32 protein-coding genes are annotated in these 22277 nt (G+C 41.6%); 15 read left to right on the top strand and 17 right to left on the bottom strand.

Annotation, left to right across the window (positions count from 1 at the left end):
- The first annotated feature begins 10 nt into the window (after positions 1-10).
- The 3 genes from MIC7126_RS0105650 to MIC7126_RS0105640 are packed head-to-tail and all read left to right on the top strand — an operon-like array spanning position 11 to position 4026.
- On the top strand, positions 11-769 hold the full coding sequence (locus MIC7126_RS0105650; protein ID WP_017652159.1) for a peptidylprolyl isomerase: 759 nt from the start codon (positions 11-13) through the stop codon (positions 767-769).
- The gene (locus MIC7126_RS0105645; protein WP_017652158.1) at positions 718-3366 is read left to right on the top strand and encodes a type I secretion system permease/ATPase; all 2649 of its coding nucleotides are present in this window, start codon (positions 718-720) and stop codon (positions 3364-3366) included. Before MIC7126_RS0105650 ends, MIC7126_RS0105645 begins: the two co-directional genes overlap by 52 nt.
- 45 nt (positions 3367-3411) lie before the next feature.
- The gene (locus MIC7126_RS0105640) at positions 3412-4026 is read left to right on the top strand and encodes a hypothetical protein (RefSeq protein ID WP_026100057.1); all 615 of its coding nucleotides are present in this window, start codon (positions 3412-3414) and stop codon (positions 4024-4026) included.
- A gap of 262 nt (positions 4027-4288) precedes the next feature.
- Here the strand turns inward: MIC7126_RS0105640 and MIC7126_RS0105635 are convergent, their stop codons facing one another.
- The 8 genes from MIC7126_RS0105635 to MIC7126_RS0105600 all read right to left on the bottom strand — a co-directional run bounded on the left by MIC7126_RS0105635 (position 4289) and on the right by MIC7126_RS0105600 (position 8739).
- A complete protein-coding gene (locus MIC7126_RS0105635; protein WP_017652156.1) occupies positions 4289-4921 on the bottom strand; it encodes a hypothetical protein in 633 nt (210 codons plus the stop codon).
- 74 nt (positions 4922-4995) lie between these two features.
- Complete coding sequence (locus MIC7126_RS31850; protein WP_017652155.1) at positions 4996-6114, bottom strand: IS110 family transposase; 1119 nt, start codon at positions 6112-6114, stop codon at positions 4996-4998.
- A complete protein-coding gene (locus tag MIC7126_RS0105625) occupies positions 6083-6625 on the bottom strand; it encodes a hypothetical protein (RefSeq protein ID WP_238553609.1) in 543 nt (180 codons plus the stop codon). Before MIC7126_RS0105625 ends, MIC7126_RS31850 begins: the two co-directional genes overlap by 32 nt.
- A gap of 90 nt (positions 6626-6715) precedes the next feature.
- Positions 6716-7252 carry a hypothetical protein gene (locus MIC7126_RS0105620; protein WP_081603000.1) on the bottom strand — a complete coding sequence of 179 codons (537 nt, stop codon included), beginning with the start codon at positions 7250-7252 and terminating at the stop codon, positions 6716-6718.
- Entirely contained in the window at positions 7234-7470 is a 237-nt protein-coding gene (locus MIC7126_RS29050) for a hypothetical protein (RefSeq protein WP_238553608.1), read from the bottom strand. Before MIC7126_RS29050 ends, MIC7126_RS0105620 begins: the two co-directional genes overlap by 19 nt.
- Before the next feature lie 104 nt (positions 7471-7574).
- Positions 7575-8021 carry a hypothetical protein gene (locus MIC7126_RS27120; RefSeq protein WP_017652151.1) on the bottom strand — a complete coding sequence of 149 codons (447 nt, stop codon included), beginning with the start codon at positions 8019-8021 and terminating at the stop codon, positions 7575-7577.
- A 12-nt stretch (positions 8022-8033) separates the two neighbouring features.
- Positions 8034-8291, bottom strand: a complete 258-nt coding sequence (locus tag MIC7126_RS0105605; RefSeq protein ID WP_017652150.1) for a hypothetical protein — start codon at positions 8289-8291, stop codon at positions 8034-8036.
- Entirely contained in the window at positions 8281-8739 is a 459-nt protein-coding gene (locus MIC7126_RS0105600) for a MerR family transcriptional regulator (protein WP_017652149.1), read from the bottom strand. The genes MIC7126_RS0105605 and MIC7126_RS0105600 overlap by 11 nt, the downstream gene beginning before the upstream one ends.
- A gap of 341 nt (positions 8740-9080) precedes the next feature.
- Between MIC7126_RS0105600 and MIC7126_RS30175 the strand changes: the two genes are divergently transcribed.
- From MIC7126_RS30175 to MIC7126_RS0105575, 5 genes are all read left to right on the top strand, one after another.
- Positions 9081-9251: a hypothetical protein gene (locus MIC7126_RS30175; protein WP_154655837.1), complete on the top strand. Its 171-nt coding sequence runs from the start codon at positions 9081-9083 to the stop codon at positions 9249-9251.
- Positions 9252-9369: 118 nt separating this feature from the next.
- On the top strand, positions 9370-9690 hold the full coding sequence (locus MIC7126_RS0105590; RefSeq protein ID WP_017652147.1) for a hypothetical protein: 321 nt from the start codon (positions 9370-9372) through the stop codon (positions 9688-9690).
- A gap of 213 nt (positions 9691-9903) precedes the next feature.
- On the top strand, positions 9904-10158 hold the full coding sequence (locus MIC7126_RS27115) for a hypothetical protein (protein WP_238553607.1): 255 nt from the start codon (positions 9904-9906) through the stop codon (positions 10156-10158).
- Between the two features lie 62 nt (positions 10159-10220).
- On the top strand, positions 10221-10928 hold the full coding sequence (locus tag MIC7126_RS0105580; protein ID WP_017652145.1) for a hypothetical protein: 708 nt from the start codon (positions 10221-10223) through the stop codon (positions 10926-10928).
- Entirely contained in the window at positions 10925-11353 is a 429-nt protein-coding gene (locus MIC7126_RS0105575) for a hypothetical protein (RefSeq protein ID WP_017652144.1), read from the top strand. The genes MIC7126_RS0105580 and MIC7126_RS0105575 overlap by 4 nt, the downstream gene beginning before the upstream one ends.
- Here MIC7126_RS0105575 and MIC7126_RS30170 read toward each other — a convergent pair.
- The 3 genes from MIC7126_RS30170 to MIC7126_RS0105565 all read right to left on the bottom strand — a co-directional run bounded on the left by MIC7126_RS30170 (position 11277) and on the right by MIC7126_RS0105565 (position 12490).
- Entirely contained in the window at positions 11277-11618 is a 342-nt protein-coding gene (locus tag MIC7126_RS30170) for a hypothetical protein (RefSeq protein ID WP_154655836.1), read from the bottom strand. The genes MIC7126_RS0105575 and MIC7126_RS30170 overlap by 77 nt on opposite strands.
- Complete coding sequence (locus MIC7126_RS30165) at positions 11615-11782, bottom strand: hypothetical protein (RefSeq protein WP_154655835.1); 168 nt, start codon at positions 11780-11782, stop codon at positions 11615-11617. Before MIC7126_RS30165 ends, MIC7126_RS30170 begins: the two co-directional genes overlap by 4 nt.
- A gap of 126 nt (positions 11783-11908) precedes the next feature.
- Positions 11909-12490 carry a tyrosine-type recombinase/integrase gene (locus MIC7126_RS0105565; protein WP_017652142.1) on the bottom strand — a complete coding sequence of 194 codons (582 nt, stop codon included), beginning with the start codon at positions 12488-12490 and terminating at the stop codon, positions 11909-11911.
- Between the two features lie 210 nt (positions 12491-12700).
- Here MIC7126_RS0105565 and MIC7126_RS31185 point away from each other — a divergent pair, with 210 nt between their 5' ends.
- The 5 genes from MIC7126_RS31185 (at position 12701) to MIC7126_RS0105540 (ending at position 15620) form a co-directional block, all read left to right on the top strand.
- Positions 12701-13048 carry a hypothetical protein gene (locus MIC7126_RS31185; RefSeq protein WP_017652141.1) on the top strand — a complete coding sequence of 116 codons (348 nt, stop codon included), beginning with the start codon at positions 12701-12703 and terminating at the stop codon, positions 13046-13048.
- A gap of 64 nt (positions 13049-13112) precedes the next feature.
- Complete coding sequence (locus MIC7126_RS0105555; RefSeq protein WP_017652140.1) at positions 13113-14126, top strand: hypothetical protein; 1014 nt, start codon at positions 13113-13115, stop codon at positions 14124-14126.
- A 35-nt stretch (positions 14127-14161) separates the two neighbouring features.
- Positions 14162-14668 carry a hypothetical protein gene (locus MIC7126_RS31180; protein WP_017652139.1) on the top strand — a complete coding sequence of 169 codons (507 nt, stop codon included), beginning with the start codon at positions 14162-14164 and terminating at the stop codon, positions 14666-14668.
- A 6-nt stretch (positions 14669-14674) separates the two neighbouring features.
- The gene (locus MIC7126_RS0105545; RefSeq protein WP_017652138.1) at positions 14675-15001 is read left to right on the top strand and encodes a hypothetical protein; all 327 of its coding nucleotides are present in this window, start codon (positions 14675-14677) and stop codon (positions 14999-15001) included.
- A gap of 322 nt (positions 15002-15323) precedes the next feature.
- Positions 15324-15620, top strand: a complete 297-nt coding sequence (locus MIC7126_RS0105540; RefSeq protein WP_017652137.1) for a hypothetical protein — start codon at positions 15324-15326, stop codon at positions 15618-15620.
- Between the two features lie 308 nt (positions 15621-15928).
- Here the strand turns inward: MIC7126_RS0105540 and MIC7126_RS0105530 are convergent, their stop codons facing one another.
- Both MIC7126_RS0105530 and MIC7126_RS0105525 read right to left on the bottom strand, forming a co-directional pair.
- Positions 15929-16957, bottom strand: a complete 1029-nt coding sequence (locus MIC7126_RS0105530) for a glucokinase (RefSeq protein WP_017652135.1) — start codon at positions 16955-16957, stop codon at positions 15929-15931.
- Between the two features lie 184 nt (positions 16958-17141).
- A complete protein-coding gene (locus MIC7126_RS0105525) occupies positions 17142-17519 on the bottom strand; it encodes a hypothetical protein (RefSeq protein WP_017652134.1) in 378 nt (125 codons plus the stop codon).
- A gap of 130 nt (positions 17520-17649) precedes the next feature.
- Here MIC7126_RS0105525 and MIC7126_RS0105520 point away from each other — a divergent pair, with 130 nt between their 5' ends.
- Positions 17650-17847, top strand: coding sequence for a hypothetical protein (locus tag MIC7126_RS0105520; protein WP_026100055.1), 198 nt, complete (start codon positions 17650-17652; stop codon positions 17845-17847).
- A 347-nt stretch (positions 17848-18194) separates the two neighbouring features.
- Here the strand turns inward: MIC7126_RS0105520 and MIC7126_RS0105515 are convergent, their stop codons facing one another.
- From MIC7126_RS0105515 to MIC7126_RS0105500, 4 genes are all read right to left on the bottom strand, one after another.
- A complete protein-coding gene (locus MIC7126_RS0105515) occupies positions 18195-19034 on the bottom strand; it encodes a Uma2 family endonuclease (RefSeq protein WP_017652132.1) in 840 nt (279 codons plus the stop codon).
- Between the two features lie 60 nt (positions 19035-19094).
- Positions 19095-19742 carry a histidine phosphatase family protein gene (locus MIC7126_RS0105510; RefSeq protein ID WP_017652131.1) on the bottom strand — a complete coding sequence of 216 codons (648 nt, stop codon included), beginning with the start codon at positions 19740-19742 and terminating at the stop codon, positions 19095-19097.
- Between the two features lie 141 nt (positions 19743-19883).
- Positions 19884-20447 (bottom strand): Uma2 family endonuclease, encoded by a 564-nt coding sequence (locus MIC7126_RS0105505; protein ID WP_017652130.1) that lies wholly within the window; start codon positions 20445-20447, stop codon positions 19884-19886.
- 27 nt (positions 20448-20474) lie between these two features.
- Positions 20475-21206 (bottom strand): ABC transporter ATP-binding protein, encoded by a 732-nt coding sequence (locus MIC7126_RS0105500; protein WP_017652129.1) that lies wholly within the window; start codon positions 21204-21206, stop codon positions 20475-20477.
- Between the two features lie 131 nt (positions 21207-21337).
- On the opposite strand from MIC7126_RS0105500, the gene MIC7126_RS0105495 reads away from it, so the two are divergent.
- Positions 21338-22273, top strand: a complete 936-nt coding sequence (locus MIC7126_RS0105495) for a DUF4351 domain-containing protein (protein WP_017652128.1) — start codon at positions 21338-21340, stop codon at positions 22271-22273.
- Positions 22274-22277: the final 4 nt, after the last annotated feature.

Here is a 22277-nt window from a genome sequence, read left to right as displayed (position 1 = left end):
TCTAGAATTCATGGAATCTTTATCGTTTCTCAGCATTAATGACCAACCAATTGCTATTGATCAAGCCATAAAATATCTGCAAGCTTCGGGAAAATTGTCTCAATTTATTGGGGAAATTCTCCGACAGTATGTGATTGAGCAAGAGGTAAAAACTCGCGCGGATATTTATATAAATCCGGCAGTCACTGAACAGGCAATTATTGATTTTCGGCTCCAAAATCAACTGACTGATCCCCAAGTTTTTCAAGAATGGCTCAAGAAAAATGGCAATGATTACGCTACCTTTCATGGAGCAGTCGCCTTGAGCTTTCAATTAGAAAAACTCAAAACCGTGCTCACAGAAGCGAAACTTGCAGAATATTTTATTGAACGAAAAATTTATTTAGATCGGGTAGTCATTTCGCGGATTCTTGTAGATAATTTAGAACTCGCAGAAGAACTACAAACCCAAATTGAAGAAGGAGGGAGTTTTGAACAATTAGCGAGAGAGTATTCGCTGACAGACGATCGCCTTGTTAATGGCATGATGGGGCCGATTAGCAGAGGTACAATGCCAGATACACTGAGATCCGCAGTTGATGCGGCTCACCCAGGACAATTAATCGGGCCGATAGAACTTGAAAACCGTTATGGTTTGTTTCGAGTTGAACAATATCTGCCAGCATCTTTAGAAGATACTCAACTAAAGCAAGCATTACAAAATGAGTTATTTGAGAAATGGCTAGCAGAGAAAATTCAAAAGCTGACAGTCAAATTACAGGCGAAATAGAAAATCTGGAACATGAATCTTTAACAGCCAAAGTGCTAGCTTCTTTACCTTGGGAGCAACCACCATTATGTTGGTTGACTGCTGAACAAAAAAACCAATTACAAACGCAATCGGAAATCCGAAAATATCAAATTGGTGAAAAAATTTGGTCAAACGCAGTTGGTGGTTATCAATTTTTCATTGTTTCTGGTAAAGTCCGCTTAAGAGATGACAGTTTAGGGAAGCCATTAGCAGCTTTAAAAGCAGGAGATTGGTTCGGCGATTTGCCAAAAATAGGTGCGGAATGTAAAGCGGTAGCCGCGAGTAAAGAAGTTACTGTAGTGCGTTGGTATACGCCATTGTGGGAGGAAATTTCCACACCGCAAATTGACAGCTTCTGGCAAAATTTTACAGAACAAATGCCAAGAGAATCATTTTCTCAGCTTCCCATTTCTCAACCCCAGTCCCTAGCTTCTAGCCCTTCTGCTCCCACATCTTATCCTTTCGTTTCTAGCTGGAATACCGCTGCTGCTTGTCTGACAATGGTGGCGCAACATCTAGAAAATGGGGTGAAACTGGAATGGGTACAACGTCAACTCCGGGGACAACAGCCGAAACATGTGGTGGAAGCTGCAGAAAAATTGGGTTTGTGGTTACGACACATCCAAACGAGTTGGAGTGAATTAAAGCAGTTGTCATTTCCCGCTTTGCTGTTGTGGAATTCTCAATCTGAGGAAAATCCTAGTTGGGTGGTAGCATATGGGATGAAAGGCGATCGCCTCATCATCGCCAATCCCCAAAATCCCGATCATACTGGCGAAAGTCTACCACAATCGGTGGTTGAGGCTACTTGGGATGGGCAAATGTGGCAAGTTGAAGTCATCTCCCAACAAGAAAAATTTAACCTCAGTTGGTTTACTCCCGCAGTTTGGAAATATCGCAATTTATTAGGGGAAGTTTTATTAGCTTCCTTTACACTCCAGCTTTTGGGTTTAGCCACACCCTTAATTACTCAAGTCATTATTGACAAAGTGATGGTACAGGAGAGTATACCGACTCTCGATGTTATGGCGATCGCTCTTTTATTAGTGGCGATATTTGAGGCTATACTCGGCACTCTACGGTTATACATCTTTACCCACACAGCCAGGCGCTTAGATTTAAGTTTATCAGCCCAGCTATTTCGTCACCTGATGCGCCTACCTCTAGCTTATTTTGAGTCACGGCGCGTCGGAGACACTGTAGCTAGAGTCCAAGAATTAGAACAAATCCGCCAGTTCCTCACAGGTACAGCCTTAACGGTGATTTTGGATAGCATCTTTGCTGTGGTGTACTTAGCACTGATGTTTTATTACAACATCCCTCTTACCTTTGTCGCTTTAGCTGTGTTACCTTTATTCGCTACTTTGACAATTGTTGCTACCCCAATTCTGCGTAACTGGTTGAACGAAACCTTTAACCGCAGCGCCGACAGTCAATCGTTTTTAGTCGAGACAATCACTGGTATACACTCAGTAAAAGCCCACGCCGCCGAACCCGTCGCCCGCGATCGCTGGGAAGGTTTATTTGCTCGCTTTATTCGCACAGGTTTTAAAGCTTCCACCACCTCGAATATTAGTAGTAATATTGGGGATTTTCTCACTAATTTCTCTACCTTACTCATTCTCTGGTTTGGAGCCAAATTAGTGATTGATCAACAACTTACTATTGGTCAACTTGTAGCTTTTCAAATGTTATCAGGTAGAGTCACAGGGCCACTTTTAAGATTAGTTCAATTGTGGCAAAATCTCCAACAAGTATTGTTATCTGTAGACAGAATTGGTGATATTCTCAACGTTGCTCCCGAAGCAGAATCAGGGACAGGTTTAGTTTTACCATCCCTCAAAGGTGAAGTTAGTTTTGAGCAAGTATTTTTCCGCTACCAAGCCAACACAGAACCCATCGTTAAAGGCATTTCTTTTAACGTTGAACCAGGACAATTTATTGGCATTGTTGGGCGTAGTGGTTCTGGAAAAAGTACCCTTTCTAAATTATTACAACGCCTCTATCAAATCGAATCAGGACGCATTTTAATCGATGGATTTGATATCAAAAGCGCCGATTTAGCTTCCCTCAGACAACAAATTGGTGTAGTTCTCCAAGAAGACTTTTTATTCAATGGTTCCATCTTGGAAAATATCACTCTCGGTGATCCTGATATTACCGCCGAACAAGTAGTAGAAGCCGCCAGACTAGCAGTAGCCCACGACTTCATCAGCCAACTACCATACGGTTATGAAACCAATGTCGGTGAACGTGGTACCGCTTTATCTGGTGGACAAAGACAACGCATCGCCCTAGCCAGATTATTTCTCTCCCCAGCCCCAATTTTAATTTTGGACGAAGCCACCAGCGCCCTAGATAGCGAAACAGAACAACAGGTATTGCAAAATCTGCAAACAATTTCCGCTAACCGCACCGTGTTTCTTATCGCTCACCGTTTCGCCCCTCTCAAGCGCGCTGATTTGATTTTGGTATTAGAAAAAGGTGTCATCGCCGAACACGGTACACACTCCCAGTTGTTACAACAAAAGGGATTGTATTGGTCACTATATCAACGACAGCAAGCAAATATTTAGATAATTCATGGCATTATAAAATCTAAATGAAATTGAGGTGATGGTGTGAGTACATTCTTATCCGGTGTATCTGTATTCCTTTCTACCGTGGCTTTAATTTGTGGCGGTTATGCAGCTTATGAAGTTGTTAATTTACGGCAGACTTTAAATAACACTGTCAGTACTAATACGGCTAGTAATGCTACCACAACTCCCGTATCTACAGAAAAAACAATACCCCCAGAACCGCAAGTATCTCCAGAGAAAACAATACCAACGCCTGCGACAGTCTCAGCGTTTCAACCTGGACAATTTGTCCAACCTGCTTTTGGAAATAAAGCAAAAATAGAGTTACTTTCAGCCAAACGGATTAAAGATCCAGAAACCGCAAACCGCGATGTGGTAAATGTGCAAATGCGTATCCGTCGCCAAGCTGCAGACGGAATTGCGGATACAGACACTATCTCAGTTGTCAATACCATAGCCCGTAATCCTGACACCAGTGAAACCTACAAAGGAATTTCTGCGAATCGTTCCACAGGTAGTGTTTCTCTGTCTCAGCTACGCCCTAATGCTTCTGCAGATGCTTATATTTGGATTAGGGTTCCTGATGGTGTAAATAACTTGGATATTTTTGTGCCTGATACAGCGGCATTTAAAAATGTACCAATTTCTAGTTAAAAAAGTCAAAACATCAACTATCAGTTAAGCAATTTTAGATGAAAAATCCTTGTAGAGGCGTAAAATTTTACATCTGTACAAGGATTTATTTCCTGCTCAAGTCAATAAAAATATCTTTCCTTAACCCCTAGTCCCGCATGGCGGAAATAAAGTAACCATTAAAAACTTCCCAAAGGCTTATCATGTAAGCTTCTTCATTTCATACTTGATACTTTATACTTCAGCCTTATTGTACTAGCCCCTTTTTTTAAGCTAGGTCTAATCAAATATTTCCAGTTTTTAAAACTACTTGAAAGGAATTTAAATAGCCTGCAATCGTTTTTGCTAAAGTCTTGTGCTGTTTTTTTGAACTAACAGCCATGACTTGATATAAGCGCCCCTGAGCAAAATACATCCTGGCTTTAGTGATTTTTCCTGCAGAATTGATATACTCAATTTCTTTACCAGGATGACCGTTGGAACTACGAATATTCCCCTGGCTAATTAAGTTACTTTTGGTAGTTTTTAAGGCTAAATCTCTTGCCTGATTAAGTATGTCTTGGGGATTAGCCATCTGACCATAACTATAGGGAAAATCGTTATAAACTACTAGATAAGCTACCTCCTGTTTGGCTGGTTGAGCAACAAATAATTGTAGGTTAATGACTCCCATGTGAGTTTTTTGTGCTTGGGTATTCCTAATCGGAACTCCAGGCATCAAAATAGTAAAGCGCCCATCTGGAGCGGTGAATAATTTCCATTTGGGCTGTAATGGTTGCGTAACTGGTTTATGAGTTGAAGCAGCTTTGGGTTTAGTTGGAGAAACTAAATTTTTGGGTGGGTTAGCTGCAACTAATCCTGTGCTATTAGATAATAAAATTGTCAAAATTAATGGGAACAAACCTTTAATGGTCATATTTTTAGCTTTTCCGGCTGCACATATTACTGTGTTGCAGTTCACTCTAACAGCGCAAACTGCAAATGACCAGTCTATTTGCAAAACTCCCGCACCAATTCACCAAAAAGCAATTTAACCCCTTTGACTGCTGTCCGCGATCGTACCAGTTGCACTGGGATTCCCAAAGCTTTTTGAGAGTCTAAATAATCGCCCAAAAATTTACCAATTTGGTTTTTTGGGCGTTTGGTGCGGGGTTCAATAGCTGTAAAAACCCATTGCCATAAGGCTTTTCGGCATACGCTAGAACCATCGGTGACTTTTTGGCGATGAATATCACCAGATGATTCTGCTGATGGTGCAACTCCCAAGGTTTTTTGAAATTTGCGTAACGACAGGTGGCGCTTTGTGGGTTTTCCTGAAAATCTTCCTCTACGTTCAATAACAATTGGTTGATTGTTTTCAAGAAATGTCTCAAAGGGAAATAATTGTGAAATAAGCCAAGCTTGCAATCGCTGACCGAATTGGAATTGCTCAAACACTGCTAGATACTTAGCAAAATTTGGATGTTGAAGAAGCTGTTTTAGTTGAGCTTCTATCTCGATCTCTTCCTCGTACAAGCTACATAATCGCCGTGCATGGTATCGCACAGTATTTGTAATCCCCAGTCCTGCAGTATTTTTGTAGAGATCATCATATTTCTTACTGATTCTTTGTTCAGCTAACCATCCCCAAAGCAAAGGAATTGTCCCTTGTCTGCCAATAACCGAACGCCTAAGAGCTATTTCAGGAAATTGCCAAGCTAAATCTTGTCGAGTTCTATTCACTATTGGCGATCTTACTCGATTAAGATGGGCTAGCCTTAGTACCATTTCCCTGATTTGAGATGCTAGCGGATCGCGTATTTTTAAAAATCGCCAAGGCGAGTTTTGATAGTCAAAGTAATAACAGGCGAGGGCTAGCGAATCACCGTCATCATCTTTGTCTGGTAAACCTAGTTGATGCATTCGATAGTTTCTTAATTCCTTGTGTCCGACAAAGCGAATCTCTACGCCAATGCGGGTTAAATGATGAATCCAGATTTTTGAGTAATTAACGCCCGTTGGCTCAACCACTGCGATATCTGGTTGAATTGCCAATAAAGCTTTTATTCCTGCAATGTCAGATGAGAAATGGTCAAAGCTACACTGATAGTAACATTCTATTAACTTCATTTCGTTTCATTGCCTCAGCCAATTCTGGGGTATGCAGGCGAGAATCAATATCCTCAATGCTGCTAATCGGCGGCGGGACTTCATCACCCTCAATCCACCGGGCGTGCTGGTCATTATAAAATTCCATCCACGCTGTCTCTGATGGTGGTTGGGGTGCAGTTTCGAGCCAGTCAGCAAGTTCTTTAGTTCGTTGCATTGACTCCGCTCCACACATCATGGATTCTATCCACTGCTGACGCATTGCAAAGCCACCTTTTTCTGCGACTTCTTGTGCAACTTGGCGAAATTCTACTTTGTAGTGATTGGCGAGAAATTGCGTTAGCGCACTAACTTGTAGGCTGTTCAAGCGCTCTAAATCAATCATCCATAAAGCTTCGTTTTGGAATTCCCCCGCGGCTCTTTCTAAAGGGAATGGATCTCGCATGGGTATCATCCCACTTGGGAATAAAACCATGATTTTCTCGTAAGGATTGCCGGGTTTGAGTTTTACCCAGGTGTCGTGTTTAGTCATGATCATTGGTAAAATTTGCATACTGCTTGAATCCACAGCGAATGATTTGAGTGGGCGATCGCCTGCACCGTTCTAGCGATCGCTATTAAATTACCAGCCGTTGCTCGCGCCCTCCTCAAGAATTTGCTGCAAGTATTTTTTTCCCTCAGCCCAGTTCCTACCCCCAAGCTTGAGAATTTGCTCAATTACAAAAGTCTCACCCTTAACTTCCAGTAGTGCTACCACTGCGAAGTAAAAGCCTTTTTTTTGGGAAGTGGAAGTTGTAAGCCCATCATGACGCTCCGCGCTGGGCTCCTTATATAAGTGTTCCAGGCTGGTTTTTAATTCCGTCTCGACTTCCGGCGGGTAAGTTGAAGGAGCGTAAACCTCATAAAGCGCCTCCTCTTGTTGCTGAGTGTGCAACGCAATTTCTAGCTGCTCTAACTCCTGGTTCATTGCAGACAATGCCCCCCGGCGGGCTTCTTGGATCATCAGCCCTTGAGATTCCCTGACGAGTTGCACCCCTGCAACCAGTGCCAAGCTGTAAGAAATTCCCTTACCAATTGCAGGCATAGGGGAAAGTGCAGCGAACCAGAAAGCAGCGGTACTTGCTAACAAGCAATTGGTTTTTATCCAGCGATTAGCCACTGCAGCAACCCTCCCAATACAACAGAACAGGCTACAGCAATCAGCAGCGCGTAGTAGTCAGGTTCGGATATTTTCAAAAACTGACGGGCTGCATCATCGGTGACTAAAGCCATACCCAAGGCAGCTGCACACATGATGTAAATCACCCACATAACCCGGAATAAAGCCGGATGCAACGCCCCTAGCCAAGCCACACAGCTAGAGGCGATACACCCCAACAGGAACCAAGCCCCCAGGTCGTACCGCCTTAGTCATTAGTAGTTATCCTTGATTTTGGCTCTTAACTCTTGAATGCGTTGCTGTGCTTTGTTTTCAGCGCGGTCTAAACCAAAACCCAATTTGGCGTATTCTGGACGCAGTGCGTGGAGGTGTCGCGCCGTGCTTGCGTCGGCGCGTTTTTAGTTAGTTCGGCGTCGGCTGTGCCGCGAATGTAGTTGCGGTGGTGTTTGTGAACTGCGGCGTCAGCGGCTTCAATCTTGCCAAGCGATTTGTAGGCGCGTTGAGATTGCTTTGCACCTTGGGTTTTTTCTGTGGCTAATTCCTTGAGGGCATCAGCTTCTGGCTTGGTAAAATAGCGGGGTACGTCACTGACAGGTGCTGTCCGGACTGACTCCCAGGCGCCCGCGTTCAATGGGTTTATCGCTGTGGGGTCAGTTGGAGCCAGCACACGATTTTTGTCTATGGCGTGACCACCTGTGGCGAGTGAGGATTGACTTTCTTTGTTGCTGGATTTACCAGCAGCGCTGGTGATGCGAGATAGGATACCCATAATCTTTACTCCTTATTGACAAACTTGGGTCTTGACTTGCTGCAGTTGTTCGGACTGCGCTTTCATCTGCCGCAGTTGCACTTGATCTGCACTTTGGTAGGTGAAAATTGCCCCTAGGCTTAAACCAGCAACTAAGGCTGCAGCGAACAGCACGAAATATGCTGGTGTTAAATCTGGTGTCGCCGCTGGTGTTGGGGTGGGTTCTACTTCGGGGTAGAATTCGCCGGTGAATGGTACAACTTTGCTGGTGGGCTGCTGTTTATTCTTCACCGTCTCCCTCCAGCAACATTGGTTGATAGGTGGGTAGCAGTAGGTGAGATGTGCCGGCTGCGAGTGCGGCGCGAAGTGAGGTTTGCATAATTTCCCGGTCTTGGGGTGTGGGATTGTCCCGCATTTGGCGAATGCGGTGAATCACTCTGCCTGGGAATTGTCGCCAGTATTCGTGGGCTAATGCGTTGGCATCATTGGCTAGCAGTGATTCAAGCAGGTCATCTGCACTATTTTCTGCATCGTCATCCGTTGCATTTTCTGGTGCAGTGTTGCGGCTACGCAATAGTTCAATCCCGGCATCAGTCCACATTTTGCGTCCTGATTCTTCAACCACCACATGCACGTCAATCTGAAATACTCCAGGGTGACGGCGTAGCCAAGAGCGAATTGTGCTTTCTGGTATCCCGGTTTCGCGGGATGCTTCAGGCGTGGTGTACAGATTTTGCATTACTGTCACTCGTTGGTAAAATCTCCTTATCAAAATCAAATCCATTACTTGGCGATCGCACTCCTGATAAAAGGCGATCGCCTTTTTAATCGACTAGCCCAAGGACTTCGATCGCGTCTTCCTCCACGAATCCATAAGAGATATTGTTGAGCAGATCGAATTGGTAATCTTCATCAAGCTCATCGATGGCGTCTATCAATTTTTGAGGGATATCTGAAAAATTCAATTCCTCCCACTGGTAAGCGACGCTGGTATTCTCTCTTGATGCAATGCAGATCAGGGCACATAATCCCAAGGCTTGGGAGCGATTAAGTTTGGCTGTGTCTGCGAGAATTTTTTGAATGATAATATGGACTCCTTATAACTTGGTATTTGACTGGCGATCGCTCTGTGCTACTGCTAGGGCGATCGCCTTTTGCATTCAAAGCATCAGGTACAAATCAAAGGGTGTTTCCACGCGGGGCGCGAGGCAGTGCGTGGGTGCTTGCTCCGGTTACAACGCGAAGGGTTAGGCGTTGGGGAGCGGTTTTGTGTTGCAAAAATCGTTGTATGCGTGTACAACTAAATATAGCCTAATACCACGCGCATTAAAAGTCAATTATTCTATGCGTATACAATAAGAGGTAGTGCATGGGTATAACAGATGCGGAAACCGATCCACGGACAAAGGAAGAAAAGCCTGAATTTGACAATATCTCCAGAAGCACATCAGCTATTGGAGGAGAAGTCTCTAGCACTGGGACTCAGCAAGAGCGAATTTATAGAGAGGGTGGCCCGAGATCAAGCATCTTCAATCCCGGAGCAAGAGTTACTGGGAAAATGCTTGACCATCTGATCAATGAATATTTAGATCAGGTGGCCGCCAAGCAAAATGAGATAAATGCAATTCAATCTAGAGTTAAAGAACTTAAGTTAATTAGAGAAGAGCTACAGCAAGAAGATCAAGAATAAAACCGTCCTACCCGCTGGGTGAGGACGGTTTTGTTTTATGAAATGGCAGTGAAGCTTAAAAATGCGAGGTTTTCCCGATGTCTCTATCAGAAAATCCCCGCATTGTGGATGAGTAGCGTTACAACTCAACCTATGGATACTTTAGCCATAATTTTTTACTCTTTCTTGCCTGTGTTCGTCATTATCGGAGTTGCCCTGATTTTTTACTTCATAATGCGGTCACTTCCAGAACCAGTAAGACGATTTCTCAACTTTAGCTTCACTGATCCGTCCGCTAACCGAAAACAACCAAAGCAAAGCGACCACTCCAGGACTACGCAGTTGCAATCCGACTTACTCTCGCTACTCAAGGGCGACAATGCGAAAGCAAGAAAACTTCTAGAGCAAGAACGGAAGATCAGGTCTGGCATGTCTAATGCCTGGTACTTGGAAAAAATTGTTGATGACTTGAGGCGCGATCGCCACTAAAAAAAATCAAAAGCCATCCAATGATTAAACAGATGGCTTTGACTCAACAAATCACTTAAATTATGACAGAAAAAACCCAGAAAAACGCCCTTCCGTGGACAGAAGAACACGAATCATTCTGTTACCAAAACCGAATTCCCAACGCTGCAAAAGTCCTTTGGCAATGGCTAATGAGACAAGGGGAAGTCAGCCTAGAAACAGAACCTGACCTATCAGAATTTAATGCTTGGGTAGAAAAGTCAAGAGGCAAGGGATACAGTCACAATTATTTAAAGAAGATGTTCGAGTTACTTTGCGAACATCGGGTAATTCAAGTGGTAAAGCAGTACAGTTGGAAGATATTTAAGTTACTAGTGAGACCGCTGGAGTGGTTGAAGCCACCGAGAAAGAAGCGAGAAAAAAACTTACAAAACAATAACTCGACTTACAATTCACCTGACTCAAAAGATAAGTCTGCCGTTGAGGAGGATATACAGCAGCAGCATTCTAATCTTATTAGCAATCAAGCCACCCTTGCAGATGAAGGTATACATTTTGACGAAAGCGAGAAAGAGGTTTTAAACCATTCAAATCCTGAAATAAAAGTATCTATTGCTCTATTTAAGATACGTGGTGGATTTGATAAAATTTCCAACCCAGAGGGATTTATTCGCTCTTGTTTACGTCAAAGATGGTGGGAACATCCGACTAATATCAAGCAACTAAACGCAATTCCTGAATACGCTCCTAACTCAACATTTTGGGATGAACTTAAGGGAGTTGAGTTATGAGTCAACAACTCTCCTTGTTCACCCTTGTCCCTGTAAGCCAGATTAAGACAGTACAGGATCCTTACTGGGATGAAATAGTTGCGCCCCAACACATTCAAGAGAAAACTGATACTCAGCAAGCTGGAACTCCGTACAATTGTGTTGGGGCGCAAGTTGCATTAGATACTAAAAAAGTTGCGCCCCAACACGATACCCACTGGGTAGAGAAATATTGGGTCGAACGCTCTGGTAATAAATATTGGTACTATCGCTACTGTTGGATGACTGGCAGGAAGAAAAATCGGATTTATCTTGGCAGTGCAAATAGTGCGATCGCTAAAAATCGAAAGGCAGATGTAGAAGCCGCAATCAACGACGGACAGACACCACAAGAGATTCAACACTTGATTCACTCTTGGCGTCACCATTCGCAACCAAATTCCTAAATCTTTTGAGTTCATCCCACCGGCGGCTTTCTAGTGAAGCAGTACGGCTGTACTGATTGGGGCGAAACTCTGCTTTTCTCCGTTCCGCAAAAGAATCAATAAATTTGAGAATAATCTGCTGTTCCATGTCAATGCCAGAATCCAGTTCCCTGGCATAGTTCAAGATTTGATCAGCTAGTTTGACTGGAACGCGAATTGTTTTAGTCTTGCCATTGTTCCAAGCCGAAGACCAGCTGGTACTGTTAGTTCCTGGTTGCAAAGTCATAATTTTCCTGTAACGCCTGTGTCAAGGCAGGATACAGGGTTTTTCTTGTGATTGCAACCTTGAAAAAATGCGATCGCCCAATGAATAAAGCGATCGCCCAAAAAAAATAACATTAAGTTTGTGTCATTTTTATCACGGGAATGTTGATGGCGGGTAAAGCTCATCTACCTCCTCCCAGGCAAAGTCTGCCAGGGTTTCTAGGGCCTTAGCCAAGTCCACCGGGTGATCGTAATTTCCCTCCTGGAGGCGCTGGAAGAAAATTTCGATTTGCAGGAATAACAGCTTAGTGTTCATAGAGTAGCGATCGCCCCCTTAACACGATCAGCCGAAATTTCTACGTAACGTTCCAACGACTTAAAATCCTTGTGACCAGTGATTTTCTTAATCGTGTACAGGTCAGTTCCATTGCGGTGCAGTTTGGTAATGAAAGTCCGGCGGGTGGAATGAGTGCTGATACCCTTAGCCGTCAAACCCAGTCTTTCTATAGCAGCTCGTAAAATTTTATCTGCCCACCGAATCGTAATTGGCATGTCACCATCACGGCAGGGAAAGAGCCAGCCCGAACTAGAATCTGGAGTGTAATTAGATAAAGATTCAGCCAGTACAGGGTGTACAGGCACTTGTCTTGTCTGGCGCTTACCGTCTGGCGTTGCCTTGCGAGTAATCGCCCGAAAATTAATATATTCCCGTGGCGTGCCGTTGGGATTGTAAACATCCTCTATCCTTAACTTTACCAGTGCCCCCCACCGTTCCCCGGTGTACCAAGCTAAATCTAAAAGTAACTTGTATTTTTGACTTTTAATTTGCTTGCGGATTTTAGAATAGTCCGTGTCAGTTAAAATAGCCGATTGTCCGTTTCGGTTATTTTTCATGAAAATTCTCCTCATGATTGTTCCGGATTAACCAGTTGCAATGGTTAATTCGGAACATTTGCGTTTTTAGATATAGTCAATATCTGCTTAAATACTAATGGTGGTAGGCTTTTCAGCCCTCAGTGATTGTTCTTGATTTACATAAAAGTGGAATATTTACATTGTTTTGATTACTGCTTAAAACGGGTTTATTCACTTCATTAATCTGACATGACCACCATCAACCTTTCAACGGATATCCCCTCAGCCATCAACACCTTAGAAAAACTAAAAATTGGTCGTTCTCGTTGGACATTAATACTTCCGCATTACAGATATGGTTCTCAACATCAACCTAAATTCCCTGATTACGAAAAAGGCGATTATCGAGGAATACAAGTTTTAAACGACAACTCTAAAATTATCGTTTGGTGTAAAACCGAAACTGAATGCTCAAGAGTTATTAACGCATTAAAACAATATGTAGACCCCGACCGATTAAAAGGAATAGAGCCACTACAAGTAACCAATTCTAATCAAGAATACAAAAAAATTTCTGTCACTCCGACACTATGTTAATTCTTTCCCTCCGGACAAAAAGACGTTGTACCTTCATGGAGTAAAAAACTAAGAGAAAAAAAACGTGAAAACAAACTTTGATGAAGTCTACTATATAAACGGAAGACAATCTATTAAATTAACTAGCTTTGCTAAGATAGTTAATTATTCTGATGTTTATTTACTTCAAGTTATTAAAAATTTATTTAAAAAAAGTATTTATATTGCTTACAAATGGAAACGCAATTATTACGTATTTATCCCTAAAAAGCCACTAAAAAGTGAACTAGACAATTTTAGTGATATTCCTGTTGAAACTATAGAAACTCCTAGCGGGGATAATTTAGATATAGATTGGCAAGCAGCTATTAGCTATCTTCCGGTATCTGTAGCTAACAAGCTTTTAGAGTTTCAATTTAATTTTTTGATTCAAGATAAAAAAATTTATTTAGTGAGTGCCTCGCGTGCTGCACTTTCTTCGACATTAACCCCAAAGAAAGTTTCTAGATTTATTCCCCTCAATTCAGCCAATTTTCCAGCTACAACAGATTACAAGTACGGATACTACATTTTTTACAAGGATAAACGAATGAGTACTTTTGCACCTGGAACAAGTGGAACTTTGAAATCAACTCAAATTCCTGCTGCTTTTTTTGAAGTTTGTCGAGCACTAGACGCCGCTGAAAATTTAAGAAATGGATCTAACCCTGGCTTACCACCAAAAAGAAATCTTTCTACAACAATTTCTTTTGACACAGGTACTGTTGCAATAGCTGCTACTCTTCCAGTCACCACAACTATTCAAACAAGCGGTTCAATCGATATAGTTGCGAGCGATTATCTTGGCTCTACATACTCTGCTTTTGTTAACGGCGGTGGAAGTTTAAAATCAGATACTCTTCCAGAAGCATTGTTAGAGATTGCAAGCATTTTAGCTGCTGCTGAAAAAGCTGTAACGCCGGCCGAAAATCAGCCTAACAATGTTCAAATTCAATTTGATATTGAAACTGGTAGTGCTACTATATCAGCCAATCTACCTTTTACTACTTTAGCTGCAGCTAATGGAGATGTGACGATACACGCCATTGATTACCTTTAATTAACACCTGCATAAAATTAATAGGAGTTGATTAAATGGCTAAAACAGAAAGCGTTGACTTGTTTATTGCAATGACAGATTCTTCCGCTGGCGGGGCTGGAAATGGTGCAGTTAAAATTAAATTTGCTTGGAAGGGCAATAAAGTTGCTTATCCAGATGATATTGCAAAGCAAATAGGCGTACAGACAGCTAAAGCTAATGAGCCTGGGTTGATTTATGGCATGAATAAGCCAAGACCTGCTCGCATTTATGTTAATGTCAGCATGGGTCAAGGCAAATCTAGAGCCTTTTTATTGTTTGCTGATCCTGGAAAATTAGGCACTTTATTAATTAAAAATTCCTTGAGAGGTAAAAAGTATCGGGGAGGAACAATAACAAGCGTTTCTCTTCCCAAAACTTCTACTAATCCAACTCGATCTAAAACCAGTAGTACAGCAGGTAAACCAGGAAGTAAGCCAGGAGCTAGACCAACAGCCAAGCCAGGAGCTAGACCAACAGCTAAACCAGGAGCTAGACCAAAACCTAGGAAACCAACAAAATAATAACCAATGATTAACTCTCAATTGGTTTATCGGAGTGAGTACAGATGGGACTTAAAAAAAGTTGATTCTGTAATCATTCCGTACTTATTTGATAATGATGCTAACTTAATTATTTCCTTAGAAGCTAAACCACTAAAAAACTATAAAAGTAGTGGAAGAATTGAGCAAATATTGATTGATTACCCAAATAAATTAGTTGCTAGTTCACAAATTCTGCGTTTTGGTAATCAAGAGTTAACCTTTGCTCAAAGAGGAAGATTTCAGTTAGTTTTCTTTCCAAACGCATATCTTGGTAAAACTAAAATAACAATACATAAAATGTTTTCCCTTTAAGAAAACAACAAACTACACAAGCTCAACCCACTGCTGACATCAATGTTTCTAGTACTGCTAAATCTGTCATTATTTCGGAAAAAAGTGATGCTAGCAGATATTCGTATTTAATTAGCAATACAGGCAGTTCAAGCGTTTATTTTAAATACGTCCCAATTGGCACTAACTCTAATGACGTTACTGTCTCTGCTACTAATTACGATTTTGTATTATCAGCTAATGAGAAATTTTTAGATAGTAACGCTAGCCAAAATGCGATTGTTGGCATTTGTTCGGGATTATTGTCTACTGCTAAGGTTAAAGTGACTGAATACCTGTATATATGAAATTTAATCCTAGTGCCGCTAGTTTTGTATTAGCTTTGATTTGTGCCGCTTCTGGCTGGATTACTTGGTGGTGGAACAAATTAAAATTTGAGAGACAGCGGAGTACTCAAAATGCAGTAGCCGCTGCAGAAAAAGCTCTCAATGAGCAGCGCGATTTTAATCATCTTGTTGGTAATCAAAAGCAGATATCAGATTGTATTGGTTATGGATTAAAAGAAATTGATTTTAGATTTGATAATATTGACAAACAATTATCTGAAATCAAAGCTTATTTAATTCGTAACAAGGATTAACGTCTATCTCTAATTAAGTCGTTAATGGCTTTTTCCCAGCATTCTTGCTCGCTTAACTCAGGATATTTGCTTTTTATTTTGTTGGTTAGCCTTTGACAGGTATCTTTATCTCCGTTTACAAGATTTAGCAGTTTCTTTTTAGTTTCAGGATGAGCAGGAAAGGAAAGCATATTAATTAGGGATTAAACTATTAATCCACTATGCCGACAATTTTTCTAATCAACATCAGAAAATTTTCTGTCAGAAGTTGTCCTTAGCTGCTCCTGTCCTTTGTAAAGTTTTAACTTTCCACAAAACTTGTTTGGGGATTATAACCTAGCAGCACACAAAGCAGCACCAATTAGCCCCACTTGTTGATTGACAATTACGTGTACGGGTATTTCTTCGAGGAGGGGACGCATTCTCCCTTTTTGGCTCAAATGCAAGAGAAAATCGCTCTCTTCAATCAAGGGAAGAATTTTGGGAGCAATGCCGCCAGCGATGTATAATCCGCCATAGGGAAGTAGTTTCAGTGCTAGGTTGCCGGCTTCTGCACCGTAAGCTTCGATAAATAATTGTATGGTTTGTTCTGAGAGGCGATCGCTCTTTTGTAATGCAGCTTTACCAATAGCCGCACCCGGATCAACGCTTTTCTCTGGTTGTCCGGCTTCTTGTTCCCAAGTACGGACGATTTGGGCAATTTCTGGCGATTCTGTGGTGTGTTTGCGATCGCGTAAAAATTGGTAAAGAGAAACAATCCCCTGTCCTGAAACTACACGTTCTACGGAAATGCGTTGGATATCATGTTTATCCAGCAGATATTTTAACAACTGAAATTCTAATTCACTGCGAGGGGCAAAGTCTGCGTGTCCACCTTCTGAAGGAAAAACCTGATAGTAGTTTCCTTGCTTAATCAAAAATCCTTGTCCTAAACCAGTACCAGCGCCAATAATCGCTATCGGCGCATCGACTTGATGTTGACCAGTTTGCAAAGTTAACACATCTTGTTTATTTAAACCGAGAATACCATAACCAACAGCGGCAAAATCGTTAATCAGCGAAACAGAAGCGATACTCAGTTCTTGTTGTAACCGCTCGGTGTCTAAAAACCAAGCCAAATTGGTGAGCTTGGCTGTATTATTGAACACTGGCCCTGCGATCGCAAAACAAGCCTTCTGTGGTATCGGTGCGTTAGTTTTTGCCAAAAACTGCTGTACTATCGGTACTAAATCCGGAAAATCTCCACTATGGTAAATCTCCTGATCAATTGTACGCAAACTTAACGAGTCTGACACCTCCAGCGATCGCAGAATTGTCTTAGTACCGCCAATGTCGCCTGCGAGTAACAAATTATTCACGTGAAATCCCTGCCTCCAGCTAATTTTCTCCGTACAAATACTCAAATAATCAAATTAATTTTTAACAGTGTTTATAAGTAAAATTCAAGTACACCTTTATACAAAGGCTATGCTCAAGCAATGCTTACTCTCTATTATCCCTTTTCCCATTGCTGGAAAGCATCCCATTAGGGATGCCGTATTTTTACCTAGTTAATATTCCTAGTGCATCTTCTAGCCTAACCTTAGCTGTATAGGTGCTGAGTAATTGCTCTTGCTGGAATCTGTCAGGATAGTTCATCCTCCGACCTTCTAGCAGTATTCTAATTAGCGCTATCTGTTCATTTGTTGGTGTACCCATCTCATCAATGGCAATAGTAAGGCATTGAATGCTGCCAAAGCTAGGTATTTTTAACCCTCTACCCTCATTTATCTGCTGCAATGCTAGCTGAGGGAACGCCATCAGAGATGTGATGTAGCTGACTTTATAGCCAGAGTTACCAGTTGGTTTGATACCATAACGCTGACACAGTGTTCTTAACTCAGCTATGGTTTTGATTTCGAGTTCTGACCTTGTGAACATAAAATAGAATTACCATTTTGCAAAAGTGGTATCGGTGATGTACCAGTTTGCGAGACGAATAACATCACCGATTTAAAACTCTATTCGTTTGCGCGCAATTAATTCAATCAATATTTATATTTCTACACAAATGCCTAATCCGAGAGGAACTCCAGAAAATTTAGAGCCAGGTCAAAGGAAAGGTGATGAACCATTAACAGCAAATCTCAGTTTTCGTGTCACTGAAAAAATGAAAGAAGAGGTCAAAGCAAAAGACGACCCAGCAGAATTTTGTAGACGCGCTATTCAAAAAGCAATAGATGAGGAGAATCAGAATACTGAAGTGTGATTGTAAATTAAGCGATCGCCTGAGCCAAAATTAGAACTCACATCTTGACAGAAAATTCCAAACATGCATAGTGTGAAAAACCATATCTATCGTAGGGGCACAGCAGTGCTCATTGGTGTCAACTTAACGCGAAACTCTTGTCCCGCCTCAGAATGAATTCTGAGTCTCATAGCTTAAGTCATCTCAAGATGACTCAAAATTCTCACAAATCCCTAGTCTACTTCAGTAGACTTCAGCTATTAGCCTGGGAATTCATTCCCTGGCGGGTATGAAAGCCAAGCATTTAAGCAATCTGTGGCTTAAGTTGACACCAATGAGCACTGCTGTGCCCCATATAACCAGTGATGCTACTGAGTGCTGAATGGTAAATTATTTGGATCGATACCTTGAGATTGCAGATAAGCGATGAGTCGTTCTTTTTCCTGACTTTCCTGCTCGGCGCGTTGATGTTCCTGCTCGGCGCGTTGATGTTCCTGCTCGGCGCGTTGGCTTTCCTGCTCGGCGCGTTGGCTTTCCCATTCAACCCGCTCAACAGCCCAAGGTAATAAATTACCCGTAGAGTCCCACCAACGCAACCAGTAACCTGTTCTGGCTTCTTTTGCTCCTTGCCAAGTTCCTAAAAATAAGCCCATTGAATCAAGCCAATGGCGACCATTTTCATCAGGTAATTCTAGTTTGTATCGCCCATTTTCCAGTTTATAAAATTCTAACAAACCTCCATCCGGGTCAAAAATTATGTACAGCGGAACTTGCAATATTTGCTCGTAAAAAAACCATCTTCCTGGTGGATAGGTTTGTTTCGATGAATATTCTTCACCCTGGACATATCCTTGCTCCTCGGTGTTTGACAAAAATTCCATCACCACAGCAGGGATTTCTCCTTCTAAATTTGGTGTATAGCTTTTGCGGTTGTTGAGAATTTCTTTAGTTGCACTCACATAAACCCAATCTGGTGCTTTAGCTGTAAATTGCCCATTTAAAGTTGCACAAAGACCAAAATTTGAAGCAATTAACATTTGGGGTTGGATGAATCCAGTTATTTCTAAACTTTCACGCAAAGCACCAGCCAATAACGGCTGACCTGTATTTTCCACTGGCTCATCCTCTAACTTGAAATCATCGGGTAGAGCTTCCCAAGATACTACCATGCCAGTTTTGGATTTGGATTCGCTAAATTGGGTTGCCATTTTTTACCCCATGTTCTGTGAATTTGTTTTTATTTGATCTGTCATTAACAGTATACTAATTCAGGCAAATCGAATGACTTCTTCTATGTGGGTCAAATGAGAAGTATCACCTTTTAGTTCTAACAACCATTTTGGATCTTCACGCACAATTTTGACCAAAGAACATAAAGAAGCTTTAACTTCTGTTTCTGCAATTTCTCCCACTAATCCCATTGCTCCCCCTAACACAGATGCACCATGAGCTACTAACAAGATATGCTCTGGAAAGAATTCAGTAGTTAAACATCTAGCAGTTTGTCCCGAACGTTCTCTGACTTGTTTGCGAGTTTCAGGATATTTAGCGGCTATACGTGGTGTATAGCTAAGATCAATTCTGGGAAATAATTCTACTAACTCTAAAATTGAATGCTTTTCTGGTTCTTCTGTCATCCAAGCAGGATTTAGCCATTCACTCAAACCTGTTTCTAGTTTAATAGGCAAATCTAGCACCTCTGCCACAGCGTTTGCTGTTTGTATTGTTCGCAGAAAAGGCGAGGCAAAAATATGAGTAATTTTCTCTCCTTTTAACCGTCTAGCTAGTTGTTTTGCTTGTATAAAACCATCCTCAGATAAGGGAGGATCGTAGCGTCGTTCTGCAGTTAGAAACCAATCAGGGTTAACAAAATCGAGGCGGTTGGCGTGTCTTGCGATCCAGACTATTTGACTCATGAGTTTAAATACTTAAGCGATAATACTCGCGTTTACACAAAGATAAACACCCAAAAACAAGGGTGCAAATCTAAATATATTACTAAACTTGTAATTTTTTGTAATAATTTTATACCCCGTCACAGTCGGCTGTTGAAGTCCTTACAACTTTAACCATCCAAATAGTTCCCCTACAGTTAGTTGTAAATCTTTAACTAAATCGGGAACTGGTAATATTTGTTGTTCTTCTTCTAAAAATTCTGGCTGCTGGTTTTGAGGATATACTAAAATCGTGCGATCCTCTGGATCAATTAACCAACCTAATTTACTACCATGTTTGAGGCAGTGCAAGATATTTCCGGTTATTTTTGTTGGACTTTGGTCTGGTGATAAAATTTCAATTGTCCAGTCTGGATAGATTGGAAAAACATTCGCCACATCTCCGCATTCATCTATGGGAATGCGTTCCCAAGCAAACACAGCTACGTCTGGAACAATTGAATGTCCGCCAAATGTACATCGCAATTCTGGGAAAGCACGGGCGACTTTCTGAGGCTTGGTTACAGAGTTGATGTTGCTGACTAGTTCACCCTGAAGAGTACTATGTTTTCCTTGCGGCATAGGTTTTTGGATCACTTGACCGTTAATATATTCACTGGCTGGTTTGGTTTCTGGTAGTTTTAAAAACTCTTCTAAGGTTAGGGGTTTAGTTGGAGATTTTACCATTTGCTTGCATTTCCTAAGTTAGAATAATTAACCCAAATAAGCTTTTCTCACTCGCTCATCACTAATTAATTCTGATGCAGCACCTGTCAAAGTTATAGAACCTGCTTCTAAAACATATCCTCTATCAGCAATTTGTAGAGCTAAATTGGCGTTTTGTTCTACTAATAAAATTGTCACACCCGTAGCTCGCAAATTTTCAATAATAGAGAATATTTCTTTGACGATCGCTGGTGCTAAACCTAAACTTGGTTCGTCTAAAAGTAAGAGTTTTGGTCTACTCATTAAAGCGCGGGCGATCGCTAACATTTGTTGTTCACCACCGCTGAGAGTTCCTGCTAGTTGATTGCGTCTTTGTGCTAACCGGGGAAATAGCTCAAATTGGTGCTGAATGTCTGCTTTTATCTCTCCTTGATGAGAGCGAATATAAGCACCTAATAGTAAATTGTCATACACCGTTTGTCTCGCTAATACTCGCCTACCTTCAGGACAATGGGCAATACCAAGTTTGACAACTTCATGGGCTGGGCGACGATTAATATTCCGTCCGCTATAGATTAAATTGCCACTTAGAGAATTCACTATTTTAGAAATAGCTCTGAGTGTGGTAGTTTTACCAGCACCATTAGCGCCGAGTAAGGTAACTACTTCACCTTTTTGAATAGTTAAATTAATATTTTTTAGAGCTTGAATTCCGCCATAATTAACATTAATATCTCGAACTTCTAAAATTGTATGATTTGTCTCAATATCAACTGACATCAGTGATTTACATCCATAAATATTGACTTACATTAATTAATATACAGTCTTTAAAATCGAGCGATCGCTACAAATTAAAACAGCAAAGCAATGGTGTATTCTAAAATACTAATGTTCAGAGTAAAAATTCGGTGGCAAAAGCAGCAGATACAGGCGGTAAGCGACTGATTAGTCTCGCTCCCGACGCCTGGGTACAATGGGTTACGCAGCTTCCTGAAGTTGTGGCGAAAGAGATTTTGGCTTCAGAGTTTCAATGGATTAGCCGAGAAACAGATGTTTTAGTGAAAGCATACAGTGCTATTCACGGCGATTTTCTGGTACTCAACGAACTACAGTTGCGTTACACAAAATACATGCCTCTACGCATGAGAGCTTATGCAGCTTTAGCACAAGAGCGCTATCGGCTGCCAATTTATCCAGTGCTGATCAACATTTTACCGCCTCCGCCTACTTTAACGGTTGCCAGTAGTTACGAGCAAGAATTTTTGGGATTACGCGCTATTCAAGATTATCGCGGGATTAATTTGTGGGAAGTGGATGCAGAAATAGTTTTTCAGCAACCATTACCATCTTTACTCCCATTTGTTCCTGTTTTGCGAGGTGGTGGAGAAGCCGCAGTTGTACAACGCGCCTTACAAATGCTGCGAACGGATGCACAGTTGAATCAGTTAGAGCCTTTGCTAGCTTTTTTTGCTAGCTTTGTGTTAGATAGCCCTTTAGTGCAACAAATCATGAGGTGGGATATGGCTATATTGCGAGAATCACCTTGGTATAACGAAATTTTAGCTGAAGGACTGCAGCAAGGAATTCAGCAGGGTGTTCAGCAAGGAATTCAGCAGGGTGTTCAGCAAGGAATTCAGCAGGGTGTTCAGCAAGGAATTCAGCAGGGTGTTCAGCAAGGAGTAAGAAACCAATTAATCCGAATATTACGACAACGGTTCGGCGAAATTCCCGAGGAGGTAGAAGTAAGCTTTGAGGGTAAGAATGTTGAACAATTAGAAAGTCTGATTGATAGTGCTTTAGCTGCAAATTCTTTAGCAGAATTTATGCAGAATTTGTCTGCTTAAATTT

The sequence above is a fragment of the Fortiea contorta PCC 7126 genome (assembly GCF_000332295.1).
Lineage (GTDB): Bacteria > Cyanobacteriota > Cyanobacteriia > Cyanobacteriales > Nostocaceae > Fortiea > Fortiea contorta.
The sequence above is the reverse complement of the archived record's forward strand: the minus strand, read 5'-3'. Positions and strand labels throughout refer to the sequence as shown.

Coding starts and splice junctions, on each gene's coding strand:
- MIC7126_RS31850 (WP_017652155.1), bottom strand. CDS start 6,114: ATGAAGTTAATAGAATGTTACTATCAGTGTAGCTTTGACCATTTCTCA.
- MIC7126_RS0105645 (WP_017652158.1), top strand. CDS start 718: ATGGCTAGCAGAGAAAATTCAAAAGCTGACAGTCAAATTACAGGCGAA.
- MIC7126_RS0105650 (WP_017652159.1), top strand. CDS start 11: ATGGAATCTTTATCGTTTCTCAGCATTAATGACCAACCAATTGCTATT.
- MIC7126_RS30175 (WP_154655837.1), top strand. CDS start 9,081: ATGATAATATGGACTCCTTATAACTTGGTATTTGACTGGCGATCGCTC.
- MIC7126_RS0105600 (WP_017652149.1), bottom strand. CDS start 8,739: ATGCAAAATCTGTACACCACGCCTGAAGCATCCCGCGAAACCGGGATA.
- MIC7126_RS0105510 (WP_017652131.1), bottom strand. CDS start 19,742: ATGAGTCAAATAGTCTGGATCGCAAGACACGCCAACCGCCTCGATTTT.
- MIC7126_RS0105500 (WP_017652129.1), bottom strand. CDS start 21,206: ATGTCAGTTGATATTGAGACAAATCATACAATTTTAGAAGTTCGAGAT.
- MIC7126_RS31185 (WP_017652141.1), top strand. CDS start 12,701: ATGACCACCATCAACCTTTCAACGGATATCCCCTCAGCCATCAACACC.
- MIC7126_RS27115 (WP_238553607.1), top strand. CDS start 9,904: ATGCGGTCACTTCCAGAACCAGTAAGACGATTTCTCAACTTTAGCTTC.
- MIC7126_RS0105635 (WP_017652156.1), bottom strand. CDS start 4,921: ATGACCATTAAAGGTTTGTTCCCATTAATTTTGACAATTTTATTATCT.
- MIC7126_RS30170 (WP_154655836.1), bottom strand. CDS start 11,618: ATGACTTTGCAACCAGGAACTAACAGTACCAGCTGGTCTTCGGCTTGG.
- MIC7126_RS0105515 (WP_017652132.1), bottom strand. CDS start 19,034: ATGGCAACCCAATTTAGCGAATCCAAATCCAAAACTGGCATGGTAGTA.
- MIC7126_RS0105540 (WP_017652137.1), top strand. CDS start 15,324: ATGAAATTTAATCCTAGTGCCGCTAGTTTTGTATTAGCTTTGATTTGT.
- MIC7126_RS0105625 (WP_238553609.1), bottom strand. CDS start 6,625: ATGACTAAACACGACACCTGGGTAAAACTCAAACCCGGCAATCCTTAC.
- MIC7126_RS0105505 (WP_017652130.1), bottom strand. CDS start 20,447: ATGGTAAAATCTCCAACTAAACCCCTAACCTTAGAAGAGTTTTTAAAA.
- MIC7126_RS0105525 (WP_017652134.1), bottom strand. CDS start 17,519: ATGTTCACAAGGTCAGAACTCGAAATCAAAACCATAGCTGAGTTAAGA.
- MIC7126_RS0105545 (WP_017652138.1), top strand. CDS start 14,675: ATGATTAACTCTCAATTGGTTTATCGGAGTGAGTACAGATGGGACTTA.
- MIC7126_RS31180 (WP_017652139.1), top strand. CDS start 14,162: ATGGCTAAAACAGAAAGCGTTGACTTGTTTATTGCAATGACAGATTCT.
- MIC7126_RS0105575 (WP_017652144.1), top strand. CDS start 10,925: ATGAGTCAACAACTCTCCTTGTTCACCCTTGTCCCTGTAAGCCAGATT.
- MIC7126_RS0105565 (WP_017652142.1), bottom strand. CDS start 12,490: ATGAAAAATAACCGAAACGGACAATCGGCTATTTTAACTGACACGGAC.
- MIC7126_RS0105520 (WP_026100055.1), top strand. CDS start 17,650: ATGCCTAATCCGAGAGGAACTCCAGAAAATTTAGAGCCAGGTCAAAGG.
- MIC7126_RS0105590 (WP_017652147.1), top strand. CDS start 9,370: ATGGGTATAACAGATGCGGAAACCGATCCACGGACAAAGGAAGAAAAG.
- MIC7126_RS27120 (WP_017652151.1), bottom strand. CDS start 8,021: ATGGGTATCCTATCTCGCATCACCAGCGCTGCTGGTAAATCCAGCAAC.
- MIC7126_RS30165 (WP_154655835.1), bottom strand. CDS start 11,782: ATGAGCTTTACCCGCCATCAACATTCCCGTGATAAAAATGACACAAAC.
- MIC7126_RS0105580 (WP_017652145.1), top strand. CDS start 10,221: ATGACAGAAAAAACCCAGAAAAACGCCCTTCCGTGGACAGAAGAACAC.